The organism is Brevibacterium sp., from assembly GCF_022712115.1.
GTDB lineage: Bacteria > Actinomycetota > Actinomycetes > Actinomycetales > Brevibacteriaceae > Brevibacterium > Brevibacterium salitolerans.
In genome coordinates this window covers 1-12,541 of sequence record NZ_JALAHB010000045.1, presented here as the reverse complement: position 1 = coordinate 12,541, position 12,541 = coordinate 1, and the positions used below count along the sequence as shown (strand labels likewise).

The 12,541-nt window shown below is 72.7% G+C and carries 8 protein-coding genes; 3 read left to right on the top strand and 5 right to left on the bottom strand.

The annotated features are described in order from the left end of the window. Positions 1-76: 76 nt before the first annotated feature. The 5 genes from Q0A33_RS02635 to hutI all read right to left on the bottom strand — a co-directional run bounded on the left by Q0A33_RS02635 (position 77) and on the right by hutI (position 7,427). A complete protein-coding gene (locus tag Q0A33_RS02635; protein ID WP_291792672.1) occupies positions 77-1,741 on the bottom strand; it encodes an amidohydrolase family protein in 1,665 nt (554 codons plus the stop codon). Continuing rightward, positions 1,738-2,964, bottom strand: coding sequence for an allantoate amidohydrolase (locus Q0A33_RS02630; RefSeq protein WP_291792669.1), 1,227 nt, complete (start codon positions 2,962-2,964; stop codon positions 1,738-1,740). Before Q0A33_RS02630 ends, Q0A33_RS02635 begins: the two co-directional genes overlap by 4 nt. A 119-nt stretch (positions 2,965-3,083) precedes the next feature. Further along, the gene (gene hutH / locus Q0A33_RS02625) at positions 3,084-4,721 is read right to left on the bottom strand and encodes a histidine ammonia-lyase (protein ID WP_291792666.1); all 1,638 of its coding nucleotides are present in this window, start codon (positions 4,719-4,721) and stop codon (positions 3,084-3,086) included. A 112-nt stretch (positions 4,722-4,833) separates the two neighbouring features. Continuing rightward, the gene (locus Q0A33_RS02620) at positions 4,834-6,243 is read right to left on the bottom strand and encodes a YjiH family protein (RefSeq protein WP_291792663.1); all 1,410 of its coding nucleotides are present in this window, start codon (positions 6,241-6,243) and stop codon (positions 4,834-4,836) included. Then, positions 6,240-7,427, bottom strand: a complete 1,188-nt coding sequence (gene hutI, locus Q0A33_RS02615) for an imidazolonepropionase (protein ID WP_291792661.1) — start codon at positions 7,425-7,427, stop codon at positions 6,240-6,242. The genes Q0A33_RS02620 and hutI overlap by 4 nt, the downstream gene beginning before the upstream one ends. 343 nt (positions 7,428-7,770) lie before the next feature. On the opposite strand from hutI, the gene Q0A33_RS02610 reads away from it, so the two are divergent. The 3 genes from Q0A33_RS02610 to Q0A33_RS02600 all read left to right on the top strand — a co-directional run. Beyond that, on the top strand, positions 7,771-9,102 hold the full coding sequence (locus Q0A33_RS02610) for a helix-turn-helix domain-containing protein (protein WP_291792658.1): 1,332 nt from the start codon (positions 7,771-7,773) through the stop codon (positions 9,100-9,102). Positions 9,103-9,269: 167 nt separating this feature from the next. Next, positions 9,270-11,135 (top strand): DUF3556 domain-containing protein, encoded by a 1,866-nt coding sequence (locus Q0A33_RS02605; protein WP_291792656.1) that lies wholly within the window; start codon positions 9,270-9,272, stop codon positions 11,133-11,135. Continuing rightward, on the top strand, positions 11,132-12,541 hold a 1,410-nt coding region (locus tag Q0A33_RS02600; protein WP_291792653.1), incomplete at its 3' end, for an NAD(P)/FAD-dependent oxidoreductase. The genes Q0A33_RS02605 and Q0A33_RS02600, both read left to right, overlap by 4 nt.

The following is a 12,541-nucleotide window of genomic DNA, read 5'->3' as shown; positions in this document are numbered from 1 at the left end:
CCTCGTCGTCACACCGTCTGCCGCCCCCGCCGGGGCCGTCCGCTCTGAGCCGCATGCGGCCGCAGCGAGCTGCGGCTCAGAGATCCAGCGCCGCATATGCCTCGCGGTACAGTTCGCCGATGTCCCCCAGCTGCGCATGCACACCGTCGCGCACGCGCACCTGCCCCGCGGTGACGACGGTGCGGACATCCGCCGAGGTGCCGGTGAGCACCATCTGCTCGTCCACCGAGCCGTACGTCCGGGGACTGTGCGGGTCCACCGCGATGAGGTCGCACACGCTGCCCACTGCGAGCGTACCCGCCGGGAGCCCGAGGCTGCGGGCACCGCCCGTCGTCATCGCCGCGAGCAGCTGCTCCGGGGAGAAGCGCCCGCGCTGCCCGGAGCGCAGCCGCTCACCGGCCTCCAGCGCCTGGAGCTCGCGCAGGGCGTCGAGCACCACGTGCTGATCGGAGCCGAGGGCGAGTGTCGCACCCGCCTCCGCGAGTTCAAGCGCGGGCCCGATCCCGTCCGCGAGGTCCGCCTCCGTGCACGGGCACATGACCACGGTGGTCCCCGCCTCCCCGAGCAGGGCGATGTCCTCCGGCGTGAGGTGCGTGGCGTGGACGGGCGAGAGGCGCGCATCCACCACTCCCGCGTCCGCGAGCACTCCCGTGGGAGTGCGGCCGTAGGCGGCCAGGCTCGCGGCGTTCTCCGCGGGCTGCTCGGAGAGGTGCACGTGCACGGGACCGTCGAGCTCCGCGAAGCGGGGGATGTCTGCGGCAGGCACGGCGCGCACGGAGTGGATCGCCGCACCCAGAGTGACGAGGCCGGAGGCACCGCCACCGGGAGCACCGCCCGCAGGTGAGCCGGCAGAGGCTTCACCAGCGCTGATACCCTCACCGGACGAGGCAGCACCCCCCGCAGGCCCGCTGGACAGCACGCGTGCGAGGTCCGCATGACGGCGCAGGTACCCGTCGATGTCGCCGTCGCCGAACCGCGCCTGCTCCTCGCTCAGCGGCGTGCCGATGCTGCCGGTGAGGTAGCAGGTGTCGAGCAGGCGCATGCGGATGCCCGCGTCCTCGGCCGCCGCCGCGAGCGCGAGCTCCATGGCATGCGGCTGCTCACCCGGTTCGCCGGCCGGTCCGTCCACTCCCGCACCGGCTGGTGCCGCCCCCACCTGCCGCTCGGCATGCACCGCACCGTAGGGCTCACCGCCGGGAGCGTGGTGGACGTAGTGGAACTCGCCCACGGAGGTCCAGCCGCCCAGGAGCATCTCCGCGAACACCGCGCGGGCGGCGATCCGGTAGGTCTCCGGGGTGAGCCTGCCGGCGATCCGGTACATCACCTCGCGCCACGTCCAGAACGTGCCGCCGTCGCCGTGCGTGCGCCCGCGCAGCAGGCGGTGGAAGGCGTGTGAGTGCGCGTTCACCCCGCCGGGGAGCACGATGCCGGGCAGGTGCTGGGCCTCGGCCGGAGCCTCGGCGGCGGGGACGTCCGCGCGCACCCGGGTGAGCACGCCCGCGGCATCCGCCTCCAGCAGCACGCCGGCGCGCATCGCGCCGTCCACCCAGGCGCGCTCGCACCAGAAGGCGGACGCTGCAGAGGCCCCACCACCTCCGGCATGCACGCCGGAGGAGTCCGCAGCACCCATCGCTCTCGTTGTGACGGCTGCGGGCCCGGCGGCCTCCGTGGCCGAGGTGGAAGCACCCACCTCCGCGGCTCCGCCCGCTTCTCCTGTCACACCGGGGACCCGCGCGCTCATCGTGCGAGCTCCATCGCCAGGGCGTCGGCGAGCGCCGTGACGCCTGCGCGCGCGTCCTCGTCCTCGCAGGCCTCCTCCGGCGCGTGCGAGACGCCCGTGGGGTTGCGGACGTAGAGCATGGCGGAGGGGACGTGGCCCGCGAGGATGCCCGCATCGTGACCGGCACCGGACGGCAGCAGCGGCGCGCCCGGCAGCAGCCCGCCCAGACGGGCGTTGAACTCGGAGTGGAACTCCGTCGTGGCGGAGTAGGACTCCTGATCGACGGTGGCGGTGACGGCGCGCCCGGCGTATCCGGCCTCGGCGGCGCGCTCGTGGGCGCGGCGGGTGATGTCCGCGAGCACGGCGGCCACCACGTCGTCGTCCGGGTGGCGGATGTCCAGCCAGAAGTCCATCGAGGAGGCGATGACGTTGGTGCCGCCGGGGTGGAGGAGCGTGCGCCCCACCGTCGCCACGGCGCCTGCGTGCCGTGCGGCGATCTCCGGGATGTCGCCGATCAGCCGGGAGGCGGCCACCACCGGGTCCGCGCGATGGGTGAGCGGGGTGGTGCCCGCGTGGTTGCCCTGCCCGGTGAACCGGAAGTGCCAGCGGCCGTGGCCGATGATCGAGGAGCCGATCGCCACCGCGTGCTCCGTGCCCGCGAGTCCCACACCCTGCTCCACGTGGAGCTCGAGGAAGGAGCCGATCCGCCCCAGCCGCGCCTCGTCCCGGCCGGCCCGCGCAGGATCGAGGCCGTAGGCGGAGAGCGCATCCGCGAGAGTGGTCCCCTCCGCGTCCTGGAGCGCGAGCGCCTTCTCCGCGCTCACCACACCCGTGAGCAGCCGGGAGCCCAGGCAGGCGAGGCCGAACCGCGAACCCTCCTCCTCCGGGAACACCGCCAGGGCCAGGGGGCGCCGGGCCTGCGCCAGGCGGCCGTCCGCCCGCAGCGCGTCCACGGCGGCCAGGGCCGAGGCGACGCCCAGCGGGCCGTCGAAGGCCCCGCCGCCGGGCACGGAGTCCAGGTGGGAACCGGTGACCACGGCGTTCTCGCCGGGGTCCGTCACCCACGCCCAGGTGATGCCGTTGCCGTCCACCTCCGTGTCCAGTCCGCAGGCGTCCGCCTCCGCGAGGAACCACTCGCGCAGCGTCCGCTCCTCCGGCGAGAAGCCGGGACGGAGGTAGCCGGGGCCGCGGGGGTCACGGCCGATGTCCTCGATCTGGCCGAGGAGGGAGACGACGTCGCTCATGGGAGCGTCCTTTCCGTGGGCGGGTGGGGTGCGTGCGGGTGCTGCTGTGCCGGGCCGGCGGTGCGGAACCGCCGGCCCGGTCTCATGGGTGGGCCGGTGGGCCGGCTCTGCTCAGTGGATCAGCCCTGTGCGGAGGCCGCGCCGGGGGCGGCTCCCCGTGGGGCGTCCGCGCCCGAGGCGAACTCGGGGAGCACGTGCACCAGCGGGCCGGCGGCCTCGGCGGCGGCGAGCACCTGCCCGGAGGCGACCAGGCCGATCGTCTCCTCGAGCTCCGGCGTGAGGAAGCGGTCCGGTCCGGGGCCGGGGACCGTCTGCCGCAGCTGTGCGATGACCGCACCGGTGAGGGGCGCCGGGGCGTCCTGGCGGAGATCGATGCCCCGAGCGGCGGTGTAGAGCTCGATGCCGATGACGCGGGCGAAGTTCGCCACCGCAGTGCGCAGCTTGCGGGCCGCACCCCAGCCCATCGAGACATGGTCCTCCTGCATGGCCGAGGACGGGATCGAGTCCACGCTCGCCGGTGCAGCCAGGCGCTTCATCTCCGAGACCAGTCCGGCCTGCGTGTAGTGGGCGATCATGAGACCGGAGTCCACGCCCGCGTCGTCCGCGAGGAACGGCGGGAGGTCCTGGTTGCGCGAGCGGTCGAGGAAGCGGTCCGTGCGGCGCTCCGCCATCGAGGCCACGTCCGCCAGCACGATGGCGAGGAAGTCCAGCGCGTGCGCCAGGGGCGCGCCGTGGAAGTTGCCGTTCGAGGAGACGCTGCCGTCCGGGAGGACGACGGGGTTGTCGATCGCGGCGCGCAGCTCACGGGCGGCGGTCTGCGCGGCGAAGGCCACGGCATCGCGCGCGGCGCCGTGGACCTGCGGGGCGCAGCGCAGCGAGTAGGCGTCCTGGACGAGGTGCGTGGAATCGCGGTGGCCGGCGACGATCGCGGAGTCCGCGAGGGCTGAGAGCATGTTCGCGGCGGACTCCGCCTGGCCCGGGTGCGGACGCAGCGGGTGGTGCAGGTCCGGCTGGAAGACGCGGTCCGTGCCCAGCTGGCCCTCGACGCTCATCGCCGCGGACAGATCCGCCGTGGTGAGGATGACGTCGATGTCCGCCAGCGCCATGATGAGCATGCCCAGCATGCCGTCCGTGCCGTTGACCAGCGCCAGCCCCTCCTTCTCGCGCAGCTGGACGGGGGTGATGCCGGCCTCGGCGAGGGCCTGGGCGGCGGGGACGGGCGCGGACGGCGTGCCGTCGGCACCCACCGGGCCGTGCACCTCGCCCTCGCCCATGAGCACGAGCGCGCAGGCGCTCAGCGGGGCGAGGTCGCCGGAGCAGCCCAGCGAGCCGTACTCGCGGACCACCGGGGTGATGCCGGCGTTGAGCAGGGCCACATAGGTCTCGAAGGTCTCAGGCCGCACGCCCGTGCGACCGGTGGCCAGGGTGCGGGCGCGCAGGAGCATGAGCGCACGCACCACCTCGCGCTCCACCGGCTCGCCCACGCCGGCGGCGTGCGAGCGGATGAGCGACTTCTGCAGCTGGGCGCGCAGATCGTGCGGGATGTGGCGCTGCGCGAGCGCACCGAACCCGGTGGAGACGCCGTAGACGGGCTTCTCCGCGTTGGCCAGCGCGTCGACGGCCTCGCGGGAGGCGGCGACGGAGGCGGCGACGTGGGCGGGGACGGTCACTTGCGCATCGTGGCGGGCGACGGCGACGACGTCGGCGAAGCTCAGCGCCTCCGGGTCGAGGGCGACGGTCTGCTGTGCTGCGGTCATGTGGGACTCCTTCGGGTGCGTGGACGGATGTGGGTGCGGGGCTCCGCGTGGCCGGGGCCGTGCAGGCACCGGCGGCCTCGGCGGGCCCGGCAGGAATGCGGGACGAGACGGGCTAGAGGATGAGGTGGGCGAGCGGGGCGGTGAGGAGGACGCTCAGCACCACCCTCTCGAACCAGATGACGATCATGTGCCACAGCTTGACGGGGATGTCCGTGGCGAGGACGGAGGGCACCATGGCGGAGAAGAAGATGATCGCGGAGACGCAGACCACCGCCACGGTGAAGCGGGTGGCGAGGTCCCCGTCCGCGCCGATCTCCGCCGCCGGCAGGAACATCTCGACGAGCCCCAGCGACAGGGCCTTGCCGGTGCCCAGCGGATCCTCCAGCCCGGTGATCCAGGTGAAGGGGAAGAGGATCCATCCCGCCCAGTCGAAGATCGGGGTGTGCTTGGCCAGCAGCAGACCGCCGAGGCCCACGGACATGATCGAGGGCAGGATCGAGGAGACCATGAGGAAGCCGTCGCGGAGCCCCTGCCAGATGACGACGGGGATCCCCGGCAGTTCCGCGAGTGCCTCACGGGCCTGCTCCCACGCCGCGGCGAAGCGACGCTGCGTGATCGTGGGCTCCGGCTGCGGGACGGCCCCCGGGAAGTACTCGTCCGGGATGCGCGAGAGCGGCGGGATGCGGACGGTGATCGCCGTGACGAGGAAGGTGACGACGAGGGAGACGAAGAAGTACGTGAGCCAGCGGTCCATGAGGTCGGTCGCGGTGGCGACCACGATCATGAAGGTGACGGACACGGTGGAGAAGCCCACGGCGATGATCGCGGACTCCTTGGCGGTGTACCCGCCGCTGCGGTAGACGCGGTTGGTGATGAGCAGGCCGAGGGAGTAGGAGCCCACGAAGCTCGCCACCGCATCCACCGCGGAGCGGCCGGGGGTCTTCCACACCGGTCTCATGATGGGGCGGACGAACACGCCCACGAACTCCATGAGGCCGAAGCTCACGAGGAACGCGAGGAAGATCCCGCCGATCGGGATGAGCAGGCCCACCGGGGTGACGAGCGAGTCCCACAGGAACGGGCCGATGTCCTCCGCCGCCAGCCATCCCGGCGGTGCGGGCATGAACGTGAGCGCGGCCGCCGCCGCGAGTCCGGCGATGTTGAGGAAGGAGAAGACCGTCCGGGTGGGCGAGGCGTTCCACGTGCCCACGACGAACGGACGGACCGTGCCGAACAGGATGATCGCGAGCAGGACGTAGGGCACCGCGGGCCCCAGCCCCGTCCGCACGAGCGTGACGAGGTGGTCCAGCGGGATCGAGCTCTTCCCGTCCATCGTCACGGGGACGAAGAACATGAAGACGCCGATGAGGGAGCAGACGACGAGGGTGAGCGCATCCCGGGCGCCGCTGCGGTGGGAGCGCGCGCTCCCCGTGCCGGGGCCGGAAGCGGCGGCACCGGCGGCGACGGCCTCTGCGCCCTCCGGCCCGCCCGCGCCCGAGGCCGCTGCCCCGTCCGTCGTCACCGCACCTCCTCGCCGCCGCGGAAGACGCGCTCCACGAGCGGCACGCCGGGGCGGTACATGAGCTGGACGTACGAGGGCGCGTCCAGGAGTGCGAAGTCCGCACGGGCTCCGGCGGCGAGGTGGCCCACGTCCGTGCGCCCCAGCGCCTTCGCGCCGCCTGCCGTCGCCGCGTGCAGCGCCTGTGCGGGAGTGAAGTGCATGTCGCGCACGGCCACGGCCAGGCAGAACGGCATGGAGTTCGTGAAGCTGGAGCCGGGATTGCAGTCCGTGGCGAGCGCGAGCTCCACCCCGGCGGCCACGAAGCGGCGCGCGTCCGGGTAGACGGCCCGGGTGGAGAACTCCGCGCCGGGCAGCAGCGTCGCCACCGTGCCCGAGGCCGCGATCGCTGCGAGGTCCTCGTCCGTGGCGTGGGTGGCGTGGTCCGCGGAGAAGCAGCCGGTGCGGGCGGCGAGCGCCAGCCCCTCGCCGTGCTGGAGCTGGTTGGCGTGCAGGCGCGGCAGGAGGCCGGCCTCCCTGCCGGCGGCGAGGATCCGCTCCGTCTGCTCCGGCGTGAAGGCCCCGCGGTCGCAGAAGACGTCGATCCACTTCGCCTTGGCGGCAGCGGGGATGATCTCCTCGACCACGAGGTCCACGTAGCCGTCCGGGTCCTCCGCGTACTCGGGCGGGACGACGTGCGCGGCCAGCAGGGTGACCTCGTCCGTGTGCCGGGCGATGATGTCCAGCGCGCGGAGCTCGTCGTCCTTGGTGAGCCCGTAGCCGGTCTTGATCTCCAGGGTCGTGGTGCCCTGCCTGCGCGCCTGGTCCACGAGGGAGACGAGGTTGGCCTCGAGCTCCGCCTCCGTGGCCGCACGCGTGGCGTTCACGGTCGTGCGGATGCCGCCGGCGGAGTAGGCCTGCCCGGACATGCGCGCAGCGAACTCCTGCGTGCGGTCACCGGCGAACACCAGGTGGTTGTGACTGTCCACGAAGCCCGGGATGACCGCCCTGCCGCCGGCGTCCACGACCGTGGTCCCCGCGTCCGGGGCGGGTGCCTCGGCGGAGGGTCCGGCCCAGGAGACGCGGCCGTCCTCCACGAGGAGGGCGGCCTCGGCGATGAGCCCGAGGCGGTCGCCGGGATCCCGGTGGTGCGCCTGCGCGGGGTCGTTGGTGACCAGCTCGGCGATGCCGGTGACGAGGGTCTTCATAGGGCGGTGGCCTCCTCGCGCTGAGGTCGTCCGCCGGCGCACCGGCGGTGACGAACAGGGATGGTCTGCGCAGCGGCCGCTGGACGCCGCGCGGGTTCCCCTCCAGTATGGCCAGCGTCACGGACACGGCCCGTCCGCACCCTCCGAAAGCGTCCGATATCTCGGACAGGCGGTGCGGGCGGGCGGAAGCGACAGGCCGGCCGGGAGGGACGCGCGGGCGGGACGACGGAGGGCGCGGCACGGACCTTCGACGGACGGAACGTCCGAAGACCGCGCCCCGATTCGTTCATCCGTACAAATGACGCCCTCCCATTCAGACCCGCACCCCGGTAGCCTGCCTCTCATGAGCCGCACACCGCCTGCGGCGCACCTCGGTGAAGAGGCCGAGGTGCGCCGGGAGATCGCCCGCCTCGCCGCGGAGATGGGGAGCCACGCCCCCAGACTCGCCCAGGAGGTCCACGACTTCCTCGCCGGGAGGATCGACGAGATCGGCGGTGAGGCGTCCCTCATCGATCTGCTCCACGCCAGCGTCGAGGGCAACGTCGAGACCATCATCCACGCCCTCCGGCACCGCATCAGCCTGGACAACCTCGAACCTCCCACCGCCGCCTTCGAGTACGCACGCAGGCTGGCGCAGCGCGGCACGTCCGTGACCGCTCTCATCCGGGCGTACCGGCTCGGCCAGCAGCAGCTCCTCCACAGCGCGTACGCCCTCGTCACCCACGATCCCCACCTGCCCGCCCACCTCGTCTCCGCCGTCTACCAGCAGCTCGTCCAGGAGGTCTCCGAATACATCGACTGGATCTCCGAGCGTGTGGCGGAGGTCTACGAGCAGGAGCGGGAATCGTGGCTCGCCAACCGCACGAACGCCCGCGAATCGCAGGTGCGCCGCATCCTCGACGGCGAGACCCCGGACCACGCGGAGGCCGAGCGCATCCTCGGCTACCCCCTCACCGGCACCCACGTGGGCGTCATCGCCTGGCTCACCGGCACGGATCCCTCGCCGAGCGACCAGCTCAGCCGCTTCACCGGCGCCATCCGGGGGCTGGCGTCCGGCATGGGCCGGGGACTCGCCACGCTCGTGAGCGGCCGCGACCAGGCCACGGCCTGGGGCTGGATCCGGGTGCCCGAATCCTGGGAGCACACGACGGGGCTGGAGGAGCGGATCCGCGCGCATCCCTCCGTGCGCCTCGCGATCGGCAGCCCGCACGCGGGAGTGGCCGGGTTCCGCCTCACCCACCAGGAGGCGCTGCGGGTGCAGCGCGTCTGCACCATCGGCGCCTCGACGAACCCTCTGGCCTCACACGACGATCCGGGGATGGCGGTGACCGCGCTCCTCTCCCACGATCTCGAGGCCGCTCGCTCCTGGGTGCGGAGCGTGCTGGGCGGCCTGGCCGAGGGCACCGAGGCGCGCAGCCGCCAGCGGGAGACGCTGCGCGAGTTCTTCCGCCACGACCTCAGCTACACGGCCACCGCCGCGGCCATGACCATGCACAAGAACTCGATCCGCTACCGCGTCGAGACGGCGGAGGCCGCCCTGGGCACGACCCTCGCAGGGCGGCGCCTCGACGTCGAGGCCGCCCTCCACGCCCACCGGCTCCTCTTCGATCCGCGGCAGCAGGCACACCACGGCGCAGCCGCACAGGACGCGGGCGGTCCGCACGGCGAGGACTGAGCGGGGGACGGCGCGGCGAGGCCGCGCGTTCTTGTACCGCCGGTACGAATGCGCGGATCAGCCTGGTCTCCCAGGGCCGTGTGAGGCACGGCACTCCGCTCCCTACTCTGGGCTCAGGCTGAGAGTCCGACAGTGAGGTCGGACGCCTTGAACACGGAGGGAATGCCATGGGACTCAAGACTCCCGACGCACCACCGGTCGACCCCGAGACCTTCGAATCCCTGCCGCTCATGGAGCGGGTGCGGCTGATGGGCGTGCACTGGGCCGACTACGGATTCGGTTCGCCCAAGCTGTTCCACATCATCTACATCCTCAAGCTCGCGTTCCTCTACATCGGCGTGGGCTTCACGCTGGCCACCCTCACCTCGGGGGTGGGCATGCCCTGGCAGGTGGCCGACTGGTGGAACGAACCGATCGTCTACCAGAAGTTCGTGCTGTGGACCTTCCTGCTGGAGACCGTGGGCGTCGCCGGCTCCTGGGGGCCGCTGGCCGGCAAGTTCAAGCCCATGACGGGAGGCGCTCTGTTCTGGCTCAAGCCGGGAACCATCCGGATGCCGCCCTGGCCGGGCAAGGTGCCCGGCACGGACGGCTTCACCCGCACCTCGGGCGATGTGCTCCTCTACGCACTGCTGCTCGTGTCCTTCCTCGTGCCGATCGTGCTCCCGGGCAGGCCAGGCGCCGAGGTGGCGGCCCACTTCCCCGCGGACAGGGGACCGCTGATCGACCCGGTGCTCATGGTGGCGCCGCTCGTCCTGCTCGTGCTCCTGGGACTCCGGGACAAGGTCATCTTCATCGCCGCACGCGCTGAGCAGTACGGCCCCGCCGTGCTCTTCTTCGCCCTCGTGCCGCTGCTGCCCGGCGGCTTCATCGACATGATCGTCCTGCTCAAGCTGCTCATCTTCTCCGTGTGGGTGGGTGCCGGCATCTCGAAGATCAGCCGCCACTTCACCCTCGTCATCCCGCCCATGATCTCCAACGCCCCGTTCATCCCGGGCAAGGCGATCCGCCGGCTGCACTACCGCAATGTGCCCTCCGACCTCCGGCCCGCTCCCCTGGCCTCCGGCATCGCCCACGTCCTGGGCACGCTGGTGGAGATCGGCACACCCCTCGTGCTCCTCCTCTCCGGGAACTGGACACTCACGCTGGCGGCGGCGCTGCTCATGATCCTCTTCCACGGCTTCATCACCAGCACCTTCCCCCTGGCCGTGCCGATGGAGTGGAACCTCCTGTTCATGTTCACCACCGCCGTGCTGTTCCTGGGCTTCCCCAACCACGAGGGCTACGCCGTCTGGGACGCGACCACGTGGGTGGTCGTCGCCGCCCTCGTCGGCCTGTTCCTCTTCCCGTTCCTCGGCAACATCCGGCCGGACCTCGTCGCCTTCACGCCCGCCATGCGCCAGTACGCCGGCAACTGGGCCTCGGCGCTCTGGGCGTTCCAGCCCGGCGCCGAGGACAAGCTCCACCAGGTGGTCCGCCCCACCAGGAACCAGGTGGTGCAGCTGCAGGAGATGGGCTTCCCCCGCATCAACGCGGAGATCACCATGCAGCAGACGATCGGCTGGCGCTCCCTGCACAGCCAGGGCCGCGGCCTCTTCTCCCTCCTCCACCACCATGTGGAGGACGTGGACCGGGCCACCGTCCGCGAGGCGGAGTTCGCCTGCAACTCGCTGGTGGGCTTCAACTTCGGCGACGGCCACCTGCACAACCACCACCTCATCGCAGAGCTGCAGCGCCGCTGCGCGTTCGCACCCGGTGAGTTCGTCGTCGCCTGGGTGGAATCGCAGCCCATCCACAAGGGGACGCAGAAGTACATGGTCATCGACGCGGCCGTGGGCATCGTGGAGCGCGGCACCTGGAACGTCGCCGACTGCGTGAAGGAGCAGCCGTGGCTGCCGAACGGCCCGGTCCCGCTGAATGTCACCTGGCGCAGGCCCGGGTACACGCCTCCCGCGCAGCTGGCTGCGCGGGCCGCCGGCGCGCAGGCGGAGCCCGAGGCGCAGGCTGCCGAGGCGCCGGACCGGGCTGTGCGATGACCACAGCGGCGGTGGTCGGCAGCGGCCCCAACGGCCTCGCGGCGGCGCTCACCCTCGCCGCCGCGGGCCACGCGGTCACGGTCTACGAGGCCGCGGACGTGCCCGGCGGCGGCACGCGCAGCGCAGAGCTCACGCTGCCGGGGCTCCTCCACGACGAGTGCTCGAGCCATCACCCGCTGGGTCTGGACAACGAGTTCGCACGCCGGTTCGACCTCGGCCGCTACGGGCTGGAGTGGGGCTTCACGGAGATCGAGTACGCACACCCGCTCGATGCGGGCGGCGCCGGCGGCAGGAGTGCGCCCAGTGGCGGCGCAGGGGCCGGAGGTGCTGGCAGAGCCGGCAGCACCGACAGAGGGCGCGGGGCTGCGGTGCTGCGCTCGGTGGCGGACACCGCCGCAACGCTGGGCGCGGACGGCCCGGCCTACCGGGCGTTCTTCGGTCCGGTCGCCTCGCGCATGCCCTTCGTCGCGGAGGAGTTCCTCCGGTCCATGCTCCACGTGCCCCGCCACCCCTGGGCGCTGGCACAGCTGGGGATGCGGGCGGTGCTCCCGGCCTCGGCGGCGGCCCGGCTCTTCCGCACGGAGGAGGCGAGGGCTCTGTGGGCGGGGATCGCCGCCCACACCTTCGGCCCGTTCGACCGGCCGCTGTCGTCCGCGATCGGCACATCCCTGGGGTCCGCCGCCCACTACTGGGGATGGCCCGTCGCCAAGGGCGGTTCGCAGTCCATCGCCCGGGCCATGATCGCCGCACTCGAGGCCGGCGGCGGGCGGGTGGAGACCGGCCGGCGCATCGACGACGTGCGGGAGCTGGACGACGCGGACGTGATCATGCTCGACACCGGCCCGGCGGAGACCGCGCGGATCGCCTCGCACGTGCTGCCGCGCGGAACCGCGGAGCACCTGCGGCGCTGGCGGCACGGACCGGCGGCGTTCAAACTGGCGCTCGCGGTGGACGGCGGGATCCCGTGGGACTTCGAGCCGGCCTCGCGCGCGGGCACCGTGCACGTCTCCGGCACGTATGCGGAGACCGCACGGGCGGAGAGGGACGCCGCCCGCGGCCGGATGCCGGAGCGCCCCTTCATCCTCCTCGCACAGCAGTACCTCGCGGACCCGGGACGCGCCCGGGGCTCGCTCGTCCCCATCGACTGCTACGCGCACGTGCCACAGGGCTATGACGGAGATGCGACGGAGGCGATACTGGGACAGCTGGAGAGGTTCGCACCCGGTCTGCGCGAGAGGATCGTGGGACAGACCGCTCTGGGCACCGCGCAGATCGAGAGGCGCAATCCCAACTTCACGGGAGGCGACATCCTCACGGGGAACAAGGACCCGCTCCAGCTCGTGCTCGGGGCGTCTCCCGGGCCCAACCCCTATCGCCTCCTGGAGGGGCGGAGCGCGAGCGGCCGG